Source organism: Acidovorax cavernicola (assembly GCF_003581445.1).
The window spans coordinates 31,219-50,025 of record NZ_QXMN01000047.1; the positions used below are offsets into that span (position 1 = coordinate 31,219).

An 18,807-nucleotide genomic window follows, 5' to 3' on the forward strand; every position below is an offset into this window, starting at 1 on the left:
TTCGCCGCTCGGGCTCAGAACCCGTGCGTCATCAGCGCGTAGACCGTCTGCACGCCGGTCACGTAGTTGCCCATGCGCAGGTTCTCGTTCGCCGCGTGCTGGTTGTTGTCGGCGTTCACCAGCGGAATGATCGCGAAGGGCACCTTCAGCACGCGCACGATTTCCGCCGTCGGCACGGTGCCGCCCATCATGCGGATGCGCACGGGCTCGGGCGTGGTGCCGAAGGTGTCGGTCAGGGCCTTGTAGGCCCATTGCCCGATCGGTGAGTTGATCGGCGAGCCCGCCGCGTCGGCGCCCTCGCTGCGGTAGCTGAAGCTCGCGAGCTTGTCGTAGCGGGCACGATCGTCGTCGGTCGGCGTGCCCTTCACGAGGTGGTAACCCTGCTTGACGATGTGCGCCTCGATGAGCTTGCCGAGGTACGGCGCGTCGGAATCGGGCGTGGTGCGCAGGTCCATCTCGGCCTCGGCCTTGTCGGGAACGATGTTCGCGACCTTGTCGCCCACGGCCGCCGAGGCCATGCCGCGCACGTTGAGCGAGGGGTACTGCATCGCCTCCTGGTAGTTGGCGCCGACCCGGTCGGTGCGCGCGATGCCCAGGCGGCGCTTGAGCGCGGCTTCGTCGTCGGGCACGGCCGCCATGATCTTGCGGTCGGCCTCGCCGATCTTCACGCGGTCGTAGTAGCCGGCCACGGTCACGCGCCCCGTGTCGTCCTTCATCGTGGCCAGCAGGCTGGCCAGCCGCTGGGCCGGGTTGGGAGCGTAGTTGCCGTAGTGCCCGCTGTGCAGCGGCACTTTGGCGCCGTACACGGTCAGCCGCGCATCGGCCGCGCCGCGGTTGCCGAACACCAGCGTGGGCCGGTTGGTCGCGTGCATGGGGCCGTCATGGATCACGATGGCGTCGCTGCGCAACAGCTCGCGGTGCGCCTGCATGACCTGGCTGATGGACGGCGAGCCCTTTTCCTCCTCGCTGTCCAGGATCACCTTCACGTTGACCGCCGGCTGGCCGCCGCCGGCCTTCAGCGCGTCGATGGCCGCCAGCAGCATCATGATCGGGCCCTTGTCGTCCGCCGAGGCCCGGCCGAACACGCGCCATTCGGGGTCGAGCGGGCCGCTGAAGAGCGGGGCCGAATCGATCTCTTCCCACTCGCCCTTGTCCGTCTTGCGCTTGAGCACGGGCGTCCATGGGCTCTTTTGCGCCCACTGCGCGGGAATCACCGGCTGACCGTCCAGGTGCATGTAGAAGAGCACCGTCTTTCGCGCGGGGTCGCTGCCCGGGAACTCGGCGTAGAGCATGGGCTTGCCGCTGTTGGGCAACTGCTTCGTCGTGAAGCCGCGCTTGCGGAAGGCCTGCTCCAGCCAGTCGACGTTCTTGCGGATGTCCTCCGGCACGGTGGCATCGTTGGGCAAGGCCAGCAGTTCGAAGTACTCGCGGTAGGTGCCTTGCGCATGGCGCTCGGCCAGGGCCGACGAGAGTTCGGCCGACTGCGCCAGGCCGTGGCCCAGCAGGAAGGCCGCGGGCACCAGTGCGATCAGGCGGCGGGGAAAGCGAGGGGAAGGGATGGACATGAGTGGGCAGCGCAGAAGAGGCAGGACGAAGAGCGGGGTGCCCGCGGAGCATAAAAAGCGGTCCGCTTTTCAACAATTGCTATTTTCTTGAGCTACCTTTGCGTTTCGCTCAAACCTCACGTCACCTCATCCCATGCCCAGCCGCCGCCTGCAGGAAACCTCGCTGCGCTACTTCCTCGAAGTGGCCCGCACCGGCTCGCTCACCGAGGCGGCCGCGCGGCTGAATGTGAGCATCTCGGCCGTCAGCCGCCAGGTGGCGACGCTGGAAGCCCTGGTGGGCACGCCGCTGTTCGAGCGTCGGCCGCGCGGCATGGTGCCCAGCGCCGCGGGCGAACTGCTGGCGGCGCACGCCCTGCGGGGCGCGCTGGAGGCCGAACGCGTGCTGTCGGACATCCAGGCGCTGCAGGGGCCGCTGAGCGGGCTGGTGCGCATCGCCTGTTCCTCGGGCTTCGCCAACGAGTTCCTGCCGCATGCCATCACGACGTTTCGCGTGCAGTACCCGGGCGTGCGCTTCCGGCTCGATGCCACCGGCCCCACGCAGGTGAGCGATGCCGTGCTGCTCGGCGAGGCGGACATCGGCCTCACCTACAGCCGCGCGGCGGTGCGCGGTATCCGGGTCGAGCATCGCCAGCCGGCGTCGGTGTTCGCGATCATGCGGCCCGACCATGCGCTGGCCAGGTCGCGCAGCGTGACGCTGGCGCAGATGCATCCCTTCCCCATCGCACTCGGCAGCCCCGAGAACACGGTGCGTCAGCTGTTCGACGTGGGCTGCAGCAACCGCGGCCTCGTGTTCGAGCCCGTGCTGGTCAGCAACCGCTTCGAGGCGCTCGCCAACTTCGTGCTGCACGGCGGCGGCCTGGCGATCACGGGAGAGATCACGGTGCGCGACCGCCTGCAGCGCGGCGAACTGCTGGCGGCCGAAATCCGCGAGCCCGGCATGCGCGGGCGCTCGGTCGAGCTGCAGACGCTGGCCGACCGCACGCTGCCGGAGGTGGTGCGCACCTTCCTGGCCTTCCTGCGCGAGCAGCTACCGGCGCCGGAGCCGGCACCGCCATCAGTTGCGGGCAGGCCCTGAAACCGGAAATCGGATCACCCGGCGCTCGGTCGCGCCCGACGGGCGCAGCAGCCCGCGCCGCATGGCCTCATGCACCGCCTGCGTGCGCGAATGGACCGACAGCTTGCGGTAGATGCTCTTGATCTGGCTCGCGACCGTGCTGTCGGAGCGGTGCAGCGCCTCGGCCACGCGCCGGTTGCTCCAGCCCTGGGCCACCAGTTCCAGCACCTTGAGTTCGCGCGGCGAGAGCAGGCCCTCGTCGCCGGGCTCTGCGTGCGCCTTGTCAGGCCCATGCGCCGCCGGTGCCGCTTCCTCGATGTCGCACAGGATCTGCCGCGCCGTGCGCACGGCCGCCCACACATCGCCGCGCTCGACCGCCGCCATCAGGTTGGCCAGTTCCGGCTGGCTGGCCTGGGCAAAGAGCCGCGCCGCGGCATTCGCCGCCACCGACGGGCTCAGCGGCGGCCTGTCGTCCCCTTCCGAAATGGCACGCAGCTCGGCGTTTCCTTTGGACATGTCAATGCTCGCTCGGTCAGTCGGTCAACGCTCGGGGAAAAGGGAAATCCGCGTCCGCAGCGCAGCGAGATGCCGTGCGGGACGCCTCTTGCGAGCGTGAGGGCGCTTCGAAAACCGGCTTGACCGTGCGTCTCAGTTCTTGGGAGAATTTCGCGAAATTCGTGATTTTTTAACGCTTAGTTCGTACTATCTGGCGGGAACGCCCCGCCCTGCCCCTGGCGCCGCTTCGCCTCGCCCATGACCCACAGCGCCGCCGCCGCCGAACGCCCTCTCCATCCCCCGGGCGTGACACACAGCCACTTCAACGTGCATGCGGAACCGGTCGACCGCCAGTTCCTGGCTTGGCGCGCGCGGGTAGGTCATGTGATGGACGCCCTGCCCTCGCGCGACGCGCTCGAGCGCCCCTTCAGCGCCGCGATCGACCGCTACGACGTCGGCGGCCTCGTCTTCACCGAATGCCGCTCCGACACGCTGGTGCTGGAGCGCTCGCTGGCGCGCGTGTCGACCGACAGCGTGCGCGACTTCGTGTTCCATGTGTTCGAGGAAGGCGGCGTGGACGACCTGCGGGTGCGGTCCTCACCACGCAAGGGAGAACCGCCGCCCGCCCCCGTCGGCACGCCCACGATCCTCGCGCTGGACATGAACCAGCCGGTGCGCATGCGGCGCCACGGCTGCCGGGTCCACACCTTCTTCCTGCCCGGCGCGCTGGTGCAGGAAACCTTCCCCGATCCCGAGGCCCTCCACGGGCGCACGCTCGCCTGCACCACACCGCAGGCACGGCTGGCGGCCGGGCATGCAATCTCGCTCGCGCGCCACATCGGCAGCATGTCCCCGGCGACGGCACAGAGCGCGGTGCGCACGGGCGCGCAGCTCGTGGTGTCGGCCTTCGGCAAGCAGGCCGGCTTCGAGGGGAGCGCGCGCGCGGCGGCACGCGCGGCCATGTTCGACCAGGTGCGCCGCCATGTGCAGACCCACCTGCACCGCGCCGACCTCACGCCCGAGAGCGTGCTGGCCGCCCTGCAGCTGCCACGCCCCACGCTCTACCGCATGTTCCAGCACGAAGGCGGGTTGGGCAGCTACATCCGCACCCTGCGGCTGCGCCAGGCGGCGAACGACCTGGCGCGCTACCCGCATGTGATGGTGACCGACATCGCCTACAGCGCCGGCTTCGGCAGCGCCTCGGACTTCAGCCGCGCCTTTCGCCGCGCCTACGGCATCGCGCCGCAGGACTTCCGGGCGCAGGCGCTCGAACGACAGGCCTAGGCGGTTGCGCCGAAGCCGGCGTCGAACGTGCCCTTCACGTCGAGCGGCTGCTTGATGAGCCCCACCTGCCGGTAGAAATCCGCCGTGCCCTGCTGGTCGGCGATGACCTGCGCGTCGATGGGAATCCACTGCTGCTGGCGGCGCTCGAACTGCAGCTTCGCCGCCTCGGGCGGAATGCCGATGATGCGGGCGAGCGTGGCCGAGAAGGCATCGACGTTGCGGTACGACCAGCGCTGCGCCTTCACCACGCGCTGCAGAAAGTCCTGCAGCACCGGCCGCTTGGCGGCAATGGCGGCGTCGGTGGCTGCAAGGTAGCTCAGCCCCGGCAGCAGGCCGCGTCCGCTGACCAGCACGCGCGCGTGGCGGCTGACCTCGGCGAGCGCGGTGTAGGGCTCCCAGGTCGCCCACGCATCGACCGAACCCTGCGTGAGCGCAAGCTTGGCGTCGGCCGGCGCGAGGAAGCGCAGGCTCACGTCCTCCGGCTTCAGGCCCGTCGCCGTGATCGCCTTGAGCGTGACGTAGTGGCCGATGGAACCGCGGTTGGTGGCGATGCTCTTGCCCTTGAGTTCGGCAGCGTTCTTCAGCGGCGAATCCGGCCGCACCAGCACCGCCGTGCCGTAGGCGTCCGAGCGGTTCGCACCGATGGCCTTGACGCGCGTGCCGGCCGCGAGCGCGAAGATCAGCGGCGCATCGCCGATCGGACCCGAGTCGACCGCGCCCGCGTTCAGCGCCTCGGCCAGCGGCGCGGCGGCGGGGAACTCCGACCACTGGATGTCGTAGCTCAGCCCTTCGAGTCCGCCCGCCGCTTCGAGCAACGCACGCAGCCCGCCCTTCTGGTCGCCGGCCTTGAGCACCGGGCGGCCCTGCGCGCGAACCAAGGCAGGCAAGGTAACGGCCGTGGCAGCAGCAAGGCCACCGGCAAGCAGCTGGCGGCGCGATCGGTCGAGGTGCGAGGTCATGGTTGGTTCTCCGTGTGAAGCGATGAAAAGGAAATCAATGGATGAAGCCGCCCTTGACGAAGCGCACCGGCTCCGCGTCCATGCGGGCGATGAGCGCGCCCAGGCCATCGAGCGGCAACACGGCGCCTTTCGCCAAGGCAACGGGTGGACGGTCGCTGCGGCACAGCAGGTCGTCGTCTGACCAGCCTGCCTGCCCCGGCTGGCCGCGCACGCGCAGCCAGCCGTCGCGGTCGGCGATGAGCTGCATGCCCGCGAGCTGATCGGTGCCTGCGATGAGCGCCAGCGCTGCCCATGCGGCTGGTGAATCGGCCACGCAATCGGCGGTGACAGCTTCGGGATTCGACGCAGGCGGCAGCAACTGCACCGTCACCAGGCGCGGGTCTTCGCCCGGCGCGACGGTGCCGGCCACGACGCGCACGCGCTGTCCGCGCCAACGTGCGAGCGGCTGCGGGGCCTGCGTGCCGCAACGCACCGCCATGTCGGGCAGACCGACGGGTTGCGGCCAGTGGCCCAGCGCACGCAGGCTCTGGCCTGCGCCCTGCGCCTTCATGTAGTCGATCAGCGCCCAGGCGTCGGCCTCGTCGAGCGCGCCACCGAAGCCGGGCATGTCGGCCATGCCGTGAAGAATCCGCCAGAGCAGGTCGCCATCGGCGCGGCGCCACAGCAGCGGGCCCGTGAGGTTCGGCGGCCACACGGCCAGCGAAGCCGCCAACGGCCCTTCGCCCTTGCCGTCGGCGCCGTGGCAGCTCACGCAGTGCTGCGCGTAGAGCGCGCGCCCTCGTGTGATCGACGTGGCCGTGAAGCCGGTCGGCGACACCTGGAAGCTCGTCGGCGTGGCGGGCACCAGCACGACATTCGCATGGGGCCACGGCGCCACGATCAGCAGCATCGGCACCAGCGCGAGCAGGTACCAGCGTGGGCGACGCCAGACCAGCGCGATCAACAGCAGCAACAGCGCCACGCCGACACACACCAGCGTCCACGCGAGGCTGCGCGCCTGTCCCAGGTCGATCAGCAGGTTCTCGCCCGACAGGCGGTGCGCCCACGGCCACGCCGGCTGACCATGCACATGCCGTGCAAGGCCCAGTGCATCGAGCACACGCAGCAGCTGCAGTTGGGCGCCCTGGAGCAGGCCGATCAGCAGGTTGAGCCAATCGGCCTCGGGCGTTCCGTTCATGTCACCAGGTGGCGTCGAGCCCCAGATGCCGCAGCGCTTCGTGGCGAAGCTCCGCCAACCGCGCATGCCCGCGATGCCGCGGGTACGGCAGGTCGACCACCAGTTCTGCTGCGATGCGCGCCGGCCGGTCGCTCAGCACGATCACGCGGTTGGCGAGGAACAGCGCTTCTTCCACATCGTGCGTCACCAGCAGCGCCGAGAAACCCGCGCGCTGCCACAGGTTGACCAGCTCGCTCTGCATCGCGATGCGCGTGAGCGAATCGAGCTTGCCCAGCGGCTCGTCGAGCACCAACAGCTGCGGGTCGTTGACCAGCGCACGCGCCAGCGCCACGCGCTGCGCCATGCCGCCCGAAAGCTGATGCGGAAAGGCCTTGGCAAAGTCGGTCAGGCCGACGAGCTTCAGCGCCTCGTCGACACGGCCGCGCTGCGCCTTGAGCACGCCGCGCGCCTGCAGACCGAGCGCCACGTTGTCCCACACGCTGCGCCAGGGGTAGAGCGTCGGGTCCTGGAAGACGACGATGCGCGACGGATCGGGCCGCGTGATGGGCGCACCGTCCTGCGTGATGCGCCCGGCCGTGGCGGGCTCCAGCCCGGCCACGAGGCGCAGCAGCGTCGACTTGCCGCAACCGCTCGGCCCCAGCAGCGCGACGAACTCGCCGGGCTTCACCGTGAGGTCGATGTCGTCGAGCACCTGCAGCGGACCCGCCGGCACGTCGAACCAGTGGCTCACGCCCTGGATGTCGATCCGCGCGCCGGCCTGAAGCACACCTGCTTCTGCAATGGCGGTGGCTACCATTTGACGGTTCCCTTCTGCCACGACAGCACGCGGTCGCGCACCTTGAACAGCAGCGTGATCAGGCCCGAGCACAGCAGCGCCATCACGATCAGCGCGGCGTACATGTTCGAGTACGAAGCCCAGCCCTGCGCCCACGAGAGGTAGAAGCCCAGCCCCGCCTTCACACCCATCATCTCGGCCGTCACCAGCACCGAGAACGCGGCGCCGAGCCCCATGAACAGGCCGACGAACACCTGCGGCAACGCCGCGGGAATGGCCACGCGCAGCACCAGAAAGCGCTCGCTCGCGCCCATGGTGCGCGCCACGTCGTAGTAGTTGCGGTTGACGCCCGCCACGCCCGACCACGTCAGCACCGCCACCGGGAAGCCCGTGGCCAGCGCGATCAGGAACACGGCCGCCGCATAACTCGACGGAAAGAAGAAGAACGCCAGCGGCAGCAGCGCCGACGCAGGCACCGGCCCCACGAAGCGCAGCACCGGGTGCACCCAGTAACCCGCGATACGCGACCAGCCGATGGTCACGCCCGTGAGAAAGCCCGCGAGCGCGCCCAGCACGAAGCCGTGGCCGAGCAGCCGCGCCGAATGCGCGAGGCTTTCGCCGAGGCGACGCCAGTCGTCGATGTAGGTCTCGATGAGGCTTTGCGGCGGCGCGAAGAACGGCGTCGGCAGCAGCGCGAGCTTGGCGGTCGCGATCTCCCAGAGCGCGAACAGCACCGGCAGCGCGACCAGCCAAGGCCCGGCCGGCCGCAGCGTGCGCGCCACGCGGCCCGCTCGCGTGCCGAGCAACGCCACCACCAGCAGCACCACACCGATGGCGATGGCAGCAATGCCGAACTCGTCGGTGTAGGCCCAGTCGCTGAAACCCACGGCCTTGTTGGGCCAGTAGACGGTGAGCAGGCCCAAGGCGATCCAGCCCGCGCTTGCGACTGCGCCGGTGCGCCAGAAGCCTTCGGCGCTGCGCGCGAACACAAAGGCCGGTGCGACCTTCTCGATGCCGGGGCGGCGCCAGCTGCCCGTCGCCGGTGGTGCTTCAAGCACCTGATCGATGACGGCGCTCATGCCAGCGGATCGAAAGACACGTGCTCGGCGAAGCGCACCGGGTCGGTGGTTTTCTTGAGCACGCCGACGCCGCGGAAGTCGCGCGCATAGAACTCCACCTCGTCGCGCAGGTTCTTGCCCAGCGGGTGGTGGTTGTGCGTGAGCGTGCCCAGCAGCGCGCGCAGGTCTTCGACCGGCACCTTGGGCGAGTACTTGGCGAAGAGCTTGGCCGACTCGTTCGGGTTCTCGGCCACGTAGTCGGAGGCTTGCGCAATGGCGCGCACCAGCGAGGCGACGGTCGCCTTGTCCTTGCGCACCAGTTCGCCGCGCGCGCCGACGATGCAGCAGACCTTGTCCTTGTACTCGCCCGAGAGGTTGCTCGCGAGCTCGACGAAGGTGCCCTGGTTGCGCTTCTCGATGAGGTAGACGTTCGGGTCGCCGTCGGCAATGGCCTGGATCTCGCCCTTCTTCACCGCGATGTCGAGCAGGTCGGCCGGGTACTGGCGCCAGGTCACGTCGCGGTCGGCGTCGATGCCGTTCTTCGCCAGCAGGATCGAGAAGAAGTTCTTGCCCGGGCTCGCGATGTCCGACACGCCGATGATCTTGCCCTTGAGGCTCGCCAGGCTGGTCGCGCCCGCGGCCTTGGCGCCCACGAGGCGCACGCAGCCGCCGTGCGAGCTGCCGACGATCTTCACGTCGAAGCCCGATTCGAGCGGCTTGAGCCAGCGGTGGATCATGCCCACGGCGGCATCGGCTTTGGCGGTCGCGAGCGATTCGAGCAATTGGTCGGTCGAGCCCGTGTAGTTGACGAGGTCCACCTGCAGCCCGTTGCGCTCGAAGTAGCCACGCTCCTGCGCCACCACCACGGGCGAGAGGCAGAACGCGGCGGCGTTCCAGGCGAAGGTGAGCTTGCGCGCCTGCTGCGAGAAGGCCTGCGAGGCCATGAGGCCGCCCGAGGCGACCACGGCGGCGGCGCCGCCGGTGCGCAGCACGCTGCGGCGGGAAAGGGATGCGTTCATCGGGGAAAGGCTCCGGGGGTTCGTCGTCAAAGCAGGAGTTCGGGTTCGGCCTCGACCAGGCCTTCGTACAGGCTGTCGAAGGAATGGATGGCGCCCTCGGGACCACCGATCTGGCCGTGCGTGTGGCGCGCGGTGGCCTCGTCGATCGGCTGCGGCGTGCCGGCGGCCTCGGCCAGCAACTGCGTGTGGCAGGCGTTGTCCAGCGCGATGTACCACCACGCGGCGGCCTCCACCGTGGGGCCCGCGGTCAGGATGCCGTGGTTCTTGAGGATCGCGCCCTTCTTGTCGCCCAGCGCGCGGGCGATGCGATCGCCCTCGCTGGTGTCGACCACCATGCCGGTGAAGTCGTCGAACAGCGCCACGTCGTCGTGGAACACGCAGCTGTCCTGCGTGAGCGTGTCGAGCTTGCGCCCTAGCGTGGACCAGGCCTTGCCGTAGGTCGAATGTGTGTGGGCGGCGGCCACGATGTTCGGGTTGTGCTCGTGGATCGCCGCATGGATCGCGAAGGCCGCCTTGTTGAGCGGCCGGTCACCGATGACCGTCTCGCCCCTTGCATTGACCAGCAGCAGGTCGGACACCTTGATGCGCGAGAAGTGCACGCCCAGCGGGTTGACCCAGAAGTGATCGGTCAGCTCGGGGTCGCGCGCCGTGATGTGGCCGGCCAGGCCCTGCGCGAAGCCGAAGCGCGCGAACAGACGGAAGGCACCCGCCAGGCGCTCCTGCCGGTGGCGGCGCTCGGCCTGCACGTTGGGGCGCAGCGGGATGGGGTCGAACCAGTGCTTCTGTTGCGGGTTCGGATTGAGCTTCAGCGGCTGAGGAGTGTGGCGGTCGATGGAAAGAACGGCACTCATGGCTCAGGCCGCCTTGCGTTGCGACTGCAGACGCTGTGCGACGAGTTCGCGCGTGCGCGGAATCAGCTCGCGGCCGTAGTCCGTCGCATCCTCCAGCGGATCGAAGCCACGGATCAGGAAGGTGGTCACGCCCAGGTCGTAGTAGTCGAGCAGTGCATCGGCCACCTGTTCGGGCGTGCCGACGAGTGCGGTGCTGTTGGAGCGTCCGCCGATCTCCTGCGCGACCGCCGTCCACAGGCGCTTGTCGAGCCGCGAGCCCTTCTCGGCCGCCGCCAGCAGGCGCTTCGCACCCTCGCTCTGCTGCGGACCGCCGCGGTTGTAGCCCTGCACCACGCGCAGGCGCTTCGTCTCGGCCAGGATGTTCTCGGCGCGCGCCCAGGCGGCGTCTTCGGTCTGCGCCAGGATCGGCCGGAACGACACCGAGAAGCGCACGCTGCGCCCGTGCTTCGCGGCCTCGGCGCGCACGCGCGTCGTGAGTTCGCGCGCCTGGTCGAGCGACTCGCCCCACAGCGCATATACGTCGGCGTACTTGCCCGCGACGGGAATCGCAGCCTCCGACGCACCGCCGAAGTACACGGGCACATGCGGCTTGCCGTTTCGCGTCTGCACCGGCTTCACTTCGGAGAAGGCGTTCTGGAAGCGGTAGTGCGCGCCTTCGTGGTCGAAGGGCTTCTCGCTGGTCCACACCTTGTGGAGCACCTCGAGGTATTCGTCGGTGCGAGCGTAGCGCTGGTCGTGGTCGAGCCAGTCGCCGTCGCGCTTCTGCTCCTCGTCGGAGCCGCCCGAGATGTAGTGCACGCCGAGCCGGCCGCCGCTGAACTGGTCGAGCGAGGCGAACTGCCGCGCCGCGAGCGTGGGCGCCACGAAGCCGGGGCGGTGCGCCAGCATGAAGTGGATGCGCTCGGTCACCGAGGCCGCGTAGGCCACGGTGAGCGTGGCGTCGGGGCTGGTGGAATGGTGCGGCACCAGCACGCGGTCGAAGCCGGCGTTCTCGTGCGCCTGCGCGAAGGCACGCACGTAGTCGCGGTCGATGGCGGGGCCCTTGGCGGCGTGGATCTCAGAGACCTTCTGGCCCTGGATCATGCCGATGAATTCAACGTCGTTCTGGCTCATGGAGGATGTCCTCGTGGGTTCGTGCAGGAGAGATGGCATGGCGGACTCCGGGTCGTGCGATGCGTGCTTTCTTCTTCTGCGTTCAGGAAGAAGCCAGACCGTACCGAGAGAGGCACCGGAAACGAACGCAGAAAAACGAATTTGGATATGCGCGATGCATCCTTCGCGCGCTGGCGGCGGACCTTTACCGTGCAGGCACCATGAGTGCACTCCCCTTGCGCCGCACGTCGGCCGTTCCCGAAACAGACACCCACCCCTCCGTCGACCTCTCCGTCGACCCCGCCGTGCTGGCCCGCCTGTCGGCCCAGTTCGCGTCCACGGCCGCCGACCACGACCGCAGCGGCGCCTTCCCGAAGCAGAACTTCGAAGCGCTGCAGGCGCAAGGCCTGATCGCCCTGGTCGCACCCGCCGCGCACGGCGGCGGTGGCGCCACGCTGGCCACGGCGCGCCGCGTGATCGCGGCGGTGGCGCGCGGCGAGCCCGCCACGGCGTTGATCCTCACCATGACCTACCTGCAGCACCAGGCGCTCGCGCGCCGCGAGAGCCGCTGGCCCGCGCACCTGCGCGAGCGCGTGGCGCGCGATGCGGTGGCGCACGGCGCGCTCATCAACGCGCTGCGCGTGGAGCCCGCGCTGGGCTCGCCGGCGCGCGGCGGCCTGCCCGGCACCGTGGCGCGGCGCACGCCCGAAGGCTGGCGCATCGACGGCCACAAGCTCTACACGACCGGCATCGAGGGCCTGTCGTGGCTTGCGGTCTGGGCGCGCACCGACGAGGTCGCGCCGCGCACCGGCGTGTTCCTGGTGCCGCGCGACGCGCCCGGCATCCGCGTGATCGCGAGCTGGGACCACCTGGGCTTGCGCGCCTCCGGCAGCCACGAGGTGGTGTTCGAGGACGTCGCCATTCCCGCCGACCACGCCGTCGACCTGCGCGCCCCCGCCGACTGGGCGCCCGGCGCCGGCAGCCAGACCGACATCGATGCCCATGCGGCGCAGCAGGCCTGGATGGTCGTGCTGCTGGGCAGCCTCTACGACGCCGTGGCACGCGCCGCGCGCGACTGGCTGGTCGACTTCCTGAACCGGCGCGCGCCCGGCAGCCTCGGCGCGCCACTGGCCAGCCTGCCGCGCGTGCAGGAACAGGTGGGCGAGATCGAAGCCCTGCTGCGCACCAACCGCGTGCTGCTCGACGACGCGGCCGCCGCGGTCGACAGCGGCCATACCCCGCCCGCCACCGACAGCGGCCTGCTCAAGCACACCGTGACCACGCACGCCATCCGCGTGGTCGAGCTGGCGCTGCAGCTGAGCGGCAATCACGGGCTCACACGCCAGAACCCGCTCGAACGCTACTATCGCGACGTGCTGTGCAGCCGCATCCACACCCCGCAGAACGACGCGATTTTGGTCGCGGCGGGCCAGCGTGCGCTGCAGGTGTCGGGAGGTGCGGCATGAGCGCGCTGAAACTTTCTCGCCGCACCTGGCTCGCGCAAGGCGCTGCGTTGTCTCTGGCCGTGGCCAGCCCGCTGCGCACAATGGCGCAGGCCAAAGCGACGCTGGTGCTCGGCGACCAGGCCGGTGGCCTGCGTTCGCTGTTCGAGGCCTCCAAGGCACTCGACGACGCGCCTTTTGCCTACCGCTGGGCCAACTTCCAGGGTGCCGCGCCGCTGTTCGAGGCGCAACGCAGCGCCGCGGTCGACACCGCGATGGCCGGCGACCTGCCGGTGCTCGCGGCGGCCGTCGGCAAGACACCGCTGAAGATCGTTGCCACGCGCGTCGGCAAGCCCGAGTCGCTGGGCATCGTCGTGCAGCCCGACTCGCCGCTGCGCCACGTGGCCGACCTGCGCGGCAAGACGGTGATCGTCTCTTCGGCGCGCGGCAGCATCTCGCAATACCAGCTCTACGGCGCGCTCGAGGAAGCCGGCGTGCGACGCGACGAGGTCACGGTGAAGTTCGTGCTGCCCACCGACGCGGCGGCCGCGTTCGCATCGAAGCAGATCGACGCCTGGGCCATCTTCGACCCCTACTACACGATCGCGCTGCAGCAGGGCGGACGCATCCTGCGCGACGGGCGCGGCATCAACACGGCGCTGGGCTTCATCACCGCCAGCGAGCATTCGCTGGCCGACGCGGCCAAGCGCGAAGCCATCGTGCAGTTCCTCGACCGGCTCGCCCGCGCCGGCGACTGGGCGCTCGCCAACCCCGAGGCCTACGCACAGGCCTACAGCCAGCTCACGCGGCTGCCCATCGCGTCGGCGCGCATCATCACGGCGCGCGCCTCGGTCGCGGGACGGCCGGTGAGCGAGGCGGACATCACCGCGCTGCAGACCGTGGCCGACCGCTCGGCGCGCGACGGTATCCTTCCCACGCGCGTGGACGTGCGCGCGATCACCGATACCCAACTCTGGAAACGCCCTGCATGATTGCTCCGCTGCGCGACTTCGTCGGCGCCTTCGGCCGGCTGCTGGACAGCCACCCCGACGAGCCGCGCATCCTGTCCGAAGGCGGCGCGCTGCTGCGCACGCTGGTGGCGCGCGACGACTGGCTGCCCGACGCCTTCGCGGTGCCGCACCCGACCTACTACCAGCAGTTCCTGCTGCACGCCGACAGCACCGAACGCTTCTCGGTCGTGAGCTTCGTCTGGGGGCCGGGCCAGGCCACGCCGATCCACGACCACACGGTATGGGGCCTCATCGGCATGCTGCGCGGCGCCGAGTACAGCCAGCCCTACGCGCTCGACGCCGAAGGCACCGCGCGGCCCGAGGGCGAACCGGTGCGGCTCGACGCAGGACATGTCGAGGCTGTGTCGCCCACCGTGGGCGACCTGCACCGCGTGCACAACGCGCACGCCGACCAGGTGTCGATCAGCATCCACGTGTACGGCGCCAACATCGGCGCCGTGCGCCGCCACACCTATCCGGCCGAAGGCGGGCGCAAGCCCTTCGTCTCCGGTTACTCCAACACGCTGCTGCCCAATCTCTGGGACCGCTCCGCCGAACTCCGAAACACGACTGCCGCATGACGACTGCCACCACCGCATCCTTTCCCCTCCTGCCCTTCGCCACGCTGCGCGAACGGCTCATCGCACGCGAAGAGACCGCGCTGCTCGATCTGCGCGAGGAAGACCCGTTTGCACAGGAGCACCCGCTGTGGGCTGCCAACCTGCCGCTGTCGCGCATCGAGATCGAAGCGTGGCGACGCATTCCGCGGCGCGACACCTTCATCGTGCTGTACGGCGCGCACGACGGTGTCGATCTCGCACCACTGGCAGCGCGCACCTTCGCCACGCTGGGCTACACGAACGTGCATCTGCTCGATGGCGGGCTTGAGGGTTGGCGCGCGGCGGGCGGCGAGCTGTTCCGCGACGTGAACGTGCCGAGCAAATCCTTCGGCGAACTGGTCGAGCACGAACGCCACACGCCTTCGCTGTCGGCCCCTGAGGTGAAGGCACTCATCGATGACAACGCCGACGTGGTCGTGCTCGACGCGCGCCGCTTCGACGAATACCAGACCATGAGCATCCCCTCGGCCACCAGCGTGCCGGGCGCGGAGCTGGTGCTGCGCGTGCGCGAACTCGCACCCGATCCGGCCACGCGCGTGATCGTCAATTGCGCGGGCCGCACGCGCAGCATCATCGGCACGCAGTCGCTCGTGAACGCAGGCATCCCGAACCCGGTGGCCGCCCTGCGCAACGGCACAATCGGCTGGAAGCTCGCGGGCCAGGTGCTCGACCACGGCGCCGCCCGGCAGGCACCGGCCACGGTGTCGGAAGCCAACCGCGCACAGGCGCAGGCCGACGCGCGCCGCGTGGCCGACGCCGCAGGCGTGCGCCGTATCGCCCTTGACGCACTCGAAACGCTCGAGGCTCCGGGCCGCACGGTGTACCGCTTCGATGTGCGCACACCCGAGGAATACACGGCCGGCCACCTGCCCGGCTTCGCGAGCGCACCCGGCGGGCAGCTCGTGCAGGAAACCGACCACCAGGTGCCGGTGCGCGGCGCACGCATCGTGCTGGCCGACGACGACGGCGTGCGTGCGTCAATGAGCGCGTCATGGCTCGCGCAGATGGGCTGGGAGGTGTACGTGCTCGACACCGTGCCAACGACCACCGCGCACAGCGAAACCGGCACGCCGGCCGCGACCTACCCGCCCGTCGCGGCCACGGTCGCCGAGATCGCGCCCGAAGCGCTGGCCGCGCTGCTGAAGCAGCAACCCGCCACCGCCGTGATCGACGTGACCACGAGCGCCAACTACGTGAAGCGCCACATCCCCGGCGCCTGGTACGCCATCCGCGCGCAGCTGGCACAGGCGATCGACAGCAAGGCCATCTCCTCCGCACCGCGCTACGTGCTGACCTGCGGCAGCAGCCTGCTCGCCCGCTACGCCGCCGCGGACCTGCGCGTCCTGCTCGACGCGCGCGGCCAGCAGGACGTGGAGGTGCAGGTGCTCACAGGCGGCAACACCGCATGGTCTGCCGCCGGGCTGCCGGCAGAAACCGGCGAGACCCGCCTGGCCACGGCCCGCACCGACCGCTACCGTCGTCCCTACGAAGGCACCGACGCCCCCGCCGAGGCCATGCAGGCCTACCTGGACTGGGAGTACGGATTGGTGGCGCAGTTGGGGCGCGACGGCACGCATCACTTTCGCGTGGCCTGAAACACGGGCGACAGGCACAAAAAAGCCGGGCATTGCCCGGCTTTTGCTTTTACTGTCGCGCAACCCCGGTTCAACCCGGCTCGGCCGCCTTGAACAGTGCCGCGACCTTGCGCTTGCTCTTGATGTTGCTCGAGATGCCGCGCGTGGGCGCAGCCTTGGCCGACGCTTCCCAGGCGGGTGCGGCTTCGCGCTCGCCGGATTCGTAGGGCTTGTCGAAGAACGGATCGCGCGGCGCGGCAGGCGCACGGTGCGGGCGACCACCACCGCTCATGCTGCGGCGGCCGTCGCTGTCGCGGCGTTCGCGCGGCTGGTCGAGCACGTCGCGTGCGTCGCCGGCTTCACCTTCCTCGCGCCAGTGGCGGCGTCCGTCGTTGATGCGGCCGCGCGGGCGGTCTTCCTCGAACTCGACGGGTTCGAGCTCGATCTTCTTCTTGATCAGCTTCTCGATGTCGGCCACGAGGCGTGCATCGTTGCCGCCGCTGGCAAAGCTCACGGCCAGGCCCGAGGCGCCGGCACGGCCGGTGCGACCGATGCGGTGCACGTAGTCTTCCGCGTTGAACGGGATGTCGAAGTTGAAGACCGCGGGCACGTCCTTGATGTCCAGGCCGCGGGCGGCCACGTCGGTGCACACCAGCAGGTCGACCTCGCCGGCCTTGAAGGCGGCGAGCGACTTCAGGCGCTCGTCCTGGCTCTTGTCGCCGTGCAGCGCCGAGGTACGCAGACCGTCGCGCTCCAGCGAGCGTGCGAGGCGCGCGCAGCCGAGCTTGCTGTTGACGAACACGAAGGCCTGCGTGATGCCGCGCTGACGCACGATCTGCTTGAGCGCGCGGCGCTTGTCGTCGTCGGACACGCTGTAGAAGTGCTGTTCGACGGTGGAGGCCGTTTCGTTCGGCCGCGCCACTTCGATGGTGACCGGGTTCTGCAGGTAGCTGCCGGCCAGCCGCTTGATCTCGGGCGAGAAGGTGGCCGAGAACAGCAGCGTGGTGCGCTGCTTGGGCAGGTAGCTCAGGATGCGCTGCAGGTCGGGCAGGAAGCCGATGTCGAGCATGCGGTCGGCCTCGTCGAGCACGACGTATTCGACCTGGTTGAGCACCGCGTTCTTGGCTTCGATGTGGTCCAGCAGGCGGCCCGGCGTAGCAACCAGCACTTCGACGCCCTTCTTCAGCTCCAGCGTCTGCGGCTTCATGTCGATGCCGCCGAACACCACCGTGCTGCGCAGGTTGGTGTACTTGGCGTACAGCTTGATCTGCTGTGCGACCTGGTCGGCCAGCTCGCGCGTGGGCAGCAGCACCAGCGCACGCACCGGATGCCGCGCGGGCGACGTGGAGGCGTTTTCGTGCTTGAGCATGCGCTGCAGCAAGGGCAGCGAAAACGCCGCCGTCTTGCCGGTGCCGGTCTGCGCGGCGCCCATCACGTCCTGGCCTGAAAGCACGACCGGAATGGCCTGCGCCTGGATGGGCGTCATGGTCTCGTAGCCCATTTCGGCCACGGCGCGCGCCAGCGGTTCCGCCAGCGATAGATTGGAGAAGGACATTGTCATTGAGCCTTCTATTGTCGCATTGCCGCAAAAAACGGCAGTGACAACGAAACGACAACGTCCGTGAAGCGCGAATTGCTATTTATTCAATAGCAAAAACCCCAATAAACCCGTGACTCTCGGGAGACCGCCTTCAGAGATTGCGCGCGTTGAAGGTGTCGCAGGACTTCATTTCACCCGTCTGGTAGCCCGTGCCGAACCAGCGTTGGCGCTGTGCGCTGGAGCCGTGGGTGAAGCTGTCGGGCACCACCATGCGGCCTGCGGAGCGCTGCAGGGCGTCGTCGCCGATCTTCTGCGCGGCGTTCATGGCGGCCTCGATGTCGCCCGGGTCGAGCCACTTCTTCGATTCCTGCGAATGGTGCGCCCACACGCCGGCGAAGCAGTCGGCCTGCAGTTCGACGCGCACGCTGAGGGCGTTGTTCTGCGACTGGCTCAGGCGTCCGCGCATGCCATCGACCTTGCCCGTGACGCCGAGCTGGTCCTGCACGTGGTGGCCCACCTCGTGCGCGATGACGTAGGCCTGCGCGAATTCGCCCGGCGCGCCGAGCTGATTTTTGAGGGTGTCGTAGAACGCGAGGTCGATGTAGACCTTCTTGTCCCCCGGGCAGTAGAAGGGACCCATGGCCGATTCCCCGGTGCCGCAGGCCGTGGGCGTGGCACCGCGGAACAGCACGAGCCGGGGCGCCTGGTAGTTCCCGCCGGCCTTGCGGAAGAGATCGGTCCAGACCACTTCGGTGTTCTTCAGCACGGTCGAGACGAAAGCAGCTTCCCGGTCGCCTGTGGGCGGCTTGGGCGCGGGGCCCTGCTGCTGTTGCTGCACCTGGACCGGGTCGCCACCGCCGCTGAGCAGGCCCAGCACGGTGAGCGGGTTGATGCCGAAGATCCAGCCGGCGATGAGCGCGACCGCGATGGTGCCGATGCCGATGCTGCGGCCGCCGAAGATCGGCGAGCCGCCGCCGCCGCCGCGTCTGTCCTCGATGTTTTCCGATTCCCGGTTGCCGTCCCAGCGCATAAGAACTCCTTTGCGCCGGCATGCGCGGCGCGTGCAACGGCATATTACGTCGGCGCGGCCGCCTGCGCCGCGGCCGGCACTCAAAATGCCGGCAATCAGGACTAAGCTCCTACAAGCATCCCGGACTTGACCTGTGTACATTCGAGACCATGCACTTCCTCACTGCCTGGCGCGTGGCGCTGCTCCGGATGTTCCTGCATGAACGCGTTCTGGCCGTCGCCGACGTGGTCCCGGTGATCGAGGTGCATGCATGACGCAGCTG

At 69.4% G+C, this 18,807-nt stretch carries 17 protein-coding genes; 6 read left to right on the forward strand and 11 right to left on the reverse strand.

Going from position 1 to position 18,807, the window contains the following annotated elements; genetic code table 11:
- Positions 1-14: 14 nt before the first annotated feature.
- Entirely contained in the window at positions 15-1,565 is a 1,551-nt protein-coding gene (locus D3H34_RS26380; protein WP_119557288.1) for a M20/M25/M40 family metallo-hydrolase, read from the reverse strand.
- Positions 1,566-1,698: 133 nt separating this feature from the next.
- Here D3H34_RS26380 and D3H34_RS26385 point away from each other — a divergent pair, with 133 nt between their 5' ends.
- Positions 1,699-2,640 carry a LysR family transcriptional regulator gene (locus tag D3H34_RS26385; RefSeq protein WP_119557290.1) on the forward strand — a complete coding sequence of 314 codons (942 nt, stop codon included), beginning with the start codon at positions 1,699-1,701 and terminating at the stop codon, positions 2,638-2,640.
- Here the strand turns inward: D3H34_RS26385 and D3H34_RS26390 are convergent.
- Entirely contained in the window at positions 2,620-3,135 is a 516-nt protein-coding gene (locus D3H34_RS26390) for a helix-turn-helix transcriptional regulator (protein ID WP_119557292.1), read from the reverse strand. The genes D3H34_RS26385 and D3H34_RS26390 overlap by 21 nt on opposite strands.
- Before the next feature lie 237 nt (positions 3,136-3,372).
- On the opposite strand from D3H34_RS26390, the gene D3H34_RS26395 reads away from it, so the two are divergent.
- Positions 3,373-4,398 (forward strand): helix-turn-helix domain-containing protein, encoded by a 1,026-nt coding sequence (locus tag D3H34_RS26395; protein ID WP_119557294.1) that lies wholly within the window; start codon positions 3,373-3,375, stop codon positions 4,396-4,398.
- Here the strand turns inward: D3H34_RS26395 and D3H34_RS26400 are convergent.
- The 7 genes from D3H34_RS26400 to D3H34_RS26430 are packed head-to-tail and all read right to left on the reverse strand — an operon-like array spanning position 4,395 to position 11,350.
- Positions 4,395-5,357, reverse strand: coding sequence for an ABC transporter substrate-binding protein (locus D3H34_RS26400; RefSeq protein ID WP_119557296.1), 963 nt, complete (start codon positions 5,355-5,357; stop codon positions 4,395-4,397). The genes D3H34_RS26395 and D3H34_RS26400 overlap by 4 nt on opposite strands.
- 34 nt (positions 5,358-5,391) lie before the next feature.
- Entirely contained in the window at positions 5,392-6,534 is a 1,143-nt protein-coding gene (locus tag D3H34_RS26405) for a c-type cytochrome (protein ID WP_119557298.1), read from the reverse strand.
- 1 nt (position 6,535) lies between these two features.
- Positions 6,536-7,330 (reverse strand): ABC transporter ATP-binding protein, encoded by a 795-nt coding sequence (locus tag D3H34_RS26410; RefSeq protein ID WP_119557300.1) that lies wholly within the window; start codon positions 7,328-7,330, stop codon positions 6,536-6,538.
- Positions 7,324-8,388: an ABC transporter permease gene (locus D3H34_RS26415; protein ID WP_119557302.1), complete on the reverse strand. Its 1,065-nt coding sequence runs from the start codon at positions 8,386-8,388 to the stop codon at positions 7,324-7,326. The genes D3H34_RS26410 and D3H34_RS26415 overlap by 7 nt, the downstream gene beginning before the upstream one ends.
- Positions 8,385-9,386 (reverse strand): ABC transporter substrate-binding protein, encoded by a 1,002-nt coding sequence (locus D3H34_RS26420; protein WP_119557304.1) that lies wholly within the window; start codon positions 9,384-9,386, stop codon positions 8,385-8,387. Before D3H34_RS26420 ends, D3H34_RS26415 begins: the two co-directional genes overlap by 4 nt.
- Before the next feature lie 26 nt (positions 9,387-9,412).
- Entirely contained in the window at positions 9,413-10,237 is an 825-nt protein-coding gene (locus D3H34_RS26425; RefSeq protein ID WP_119557306.1) for a class II aldolase/adducin family protein, read from the reverse strand.
- 3 nt (positions 10,238-10,240) lie between these two features.
- Positions 10,241-11,350, reverse strand: coding sequence for an LLM class flavin-dependent oxidoreductase (locus tag D3H34_RS26430; protein WP_119557308.1), 1,110 nt, complete (start codon positions 11,348-11,350; stop codon positions 10,241-10,243).
- Positions 11,351-11,550: 200 nt separating this feature from the next.
- On the opposite strand from D3H34_RS26430, the gene D3H34_RS26435 reads away from it, so the two are divergent.
- The 4 genes from D3H34_RS26435 to D3H34_RS26450 are packed head-to-tail and all read left to right on the forward strand — an operon-like array spanning position 11,551 to position 15,996.
- Positions 11,551-12,795, forward strand: coding sequence for an acyl-CoA dehydrogenase family protein (locus D3H34_RS26435; RefSeq protein ID WP_119557310.1), 1,245 nt, complete (start codon positions 11,551-11,553; stop codon positions 12,793-12,795).
- On the forward strand, positions 12,792-13,763 hold the full coding sequence (locus D3H34_RS26440) for an ABC transporter substrate-binding protein (protein ID WP_119557312.1): 972 nt from the start codon (positions 12,792-12,794) through the stop codon (positions 13,761-13,763). The genes D3H34_RS26435 and D3H34_RS26440 overlap by 4 nt, the downstream gene beginning before the upstream one ends.
- Entirely contained in the window at positions 13,760-14,362 is a 603-nt protein-coding gene (locus D3H34_RS26445; RefSeq protein ID WP_119557314.1) for a cysteine dioxygenase family protein, read from the forward strand. The genes D3H34_RS26440 and D3H34_RS26445 overlap by 4 nt, the downstream gene beginning before the upstream one ends.
- On the forward strand, positions 14,359-15,996 hold the full coding sequence (locus tag D3H34_RS26450; RefSeq protein ID WP_119557315.1) for a rhodanese-related sulfurtransferase: 1,638 nt from the start codon (positions 14,359-14,361) through the stop codon (positions 15,994-15,996). The genes D3H34_RS26445 and D3H34_RS26450 overlap by 4 nt, the downstream gene beginning before the upstream one ends.
- Positions 15,997-16,066: 70 nt before the next feature.
- On the opposite strand, the gene D3H34_RS26455 is transcribed toward D3H34_RS26450, so the two are convergent.
- Together D3H34_RS26455 and ypfJ are read right to left on the reverse strand one after the other, a co-directional pair.
- Entirely contained in the window at positions 16,067-17,536 is a 1,470-nt protein-coding gene (locus D3H34_RS26455) for a DEAD/DEAH box helicase (RefSeq protein ID WP_119557317.1), read from the reverse strand.
- Positions 17,537-17,666: 130 nt separating this feature from the next.
- The gene (ypfJ, locus tag D3H34_RS26460) at positions 17,667-18,545 is read right to left on the reverse strand and encodes a KPN_02809 family neutral zinc metallopeptidase (RefSeq protein WP_119557319.1); all 879 of its coding nucleotides are present in this window, start codon (positions 18,543-18,545) and stop codon (positions 17,667-17,669) included.
- Positions 18,546-18,807 lie beyond the last annotated feature (262 nt).

What these genes read in the sequence shown, in the direction of transcription:
- D3H34_RS26380 (WP_119557288.1), bottom strand. Translation starts at nt 1,565, where the DNA reads ATGTCCATCCCTTCCCCTCGCTTTCCCCGCCGCCTGATCGCACTGGTG.
- D3H34_RS26385 (WP_119557290.1), top strand. Translation starts at nt 1,699, where the DNA reads ATGCCCAGCCGCCGCCTGCAGGAAACCTCGCTGCGCTACTTCCTCGAA.
- D3H34_RS26390 (WP_119557292.1), bottom strand. Translation starts at nt 3,135, where the DNA reads ATGTCCAAAGGAAACGCCGAGCTGCGTGCCATTTCGGAAGGGGACGAC.
- D3H34_RS26395 (WP_119557294.1), top strand. Translation starts at nt 3,373, where the DNA reads ATGACCCACAGCGCCGCCGCCGCCGAACGCCCTCTCCATCCCCCGGGC.
- D3H34_RS26400 (WP_119557296.1), bottom strand. Translation starts at nt 5,357, where the DNA reads ATGACCTCGCACCTCGACCGATCGCGCCGCCAGCTGCTTGCCGGTGGC.
- D3H34_RS26405 (WP_119557298.1), bottom strand. Translation starts at nt 6,534, where the DNA reads ATGAACGGAACGCCCGAGGCCGATTGGCTCAACCTGCTGATCGGCCTG.
- D3H34_RS26410 (WP_119557300.1), bottom strand. Translation starts at nt 7,330, where the DNA reads ATGGTAGCCACCGCCATTGCAGAAGCAGGTGTGCTTCAGGCCGGCGCG.
- D3H34_RS26415 (WP_119557302.1), bottom strand. Translation starts at nt 8,388, where the DNA reads ATGAGCGCCGTCATCGATCAGGTGCTTGAAGCACCACCGGCGACGGGC.
- D3H34_RS26420 (WP_119557304.1), bottom strand. Translation starts at nt 9,386, where the DNA reads ATGAACGCATCCCTTTCCCGCCGCAGCGTGCTGCGCACCGGCGGCGCC.
- D3H34_RS26425 (WP_119557306.1), bottom strand. Translation starts at nt 10,237, where the DNA reads ATGAGTGCCGTTCTTTCCATCGACCGCCACACTCCTCAGCCGCTGAAG.
- D3H34_RS26430 (WP_119557308.1), bottom strand. Translation starts at nt 11,350, where the DNA reads ATGAGCCAGAACGACGTTGAATTCATCGGCATGATCCAGGGCCAGAAG.
- D3H34_RS26435 (WP_119557310.1), top strand. Translation starts at nt 11,551, where the DNA reads ATGAGTGCACTCCCCTTGCGCCGCACGTCGGCCGTTCCCGAAACAGAC.
- D3H34_RS26440 (WP_119557312.1), top strand. Translation starts at nt 12,792, where the DNA reads ATGAGCGCGCTGAAACTTTCTCGCCGCACCTGGCTCGCGCAAGGCGCT.
- D3H34_RS26445 (WP_119557314.1), top strand. Translation starts at nt 13,760, where the DNA reads ATGATTGCTCCGCTGCGCGACTTCGTCGGCGCCTTCGGCCGGCTGCTG.
- D3H34_RS26450 (WP_119557315.1), top strand. Translation starts at nt 14,359, where the DNA reads ATGACGACTGCCACCACCGCATCCTTTCCCCTCCTGCCCTTCGCCACG.
- D3H34_RS26455 (WP_119557317.1), bottom strand. Translation starts at nt 17,536, where the DNA reads ATGACAATGTCCTTCTCCAATCTATCGCTGGCGGAACCGCTGGCGCGC.
- ypfJ (WP_119557319.1), bottom strand. Translation starts at nt 18,545, where the DNA reads ATGCGCTGGGACGGCAACCGGGAATCGGAAAACATCGAGGACAGACGC.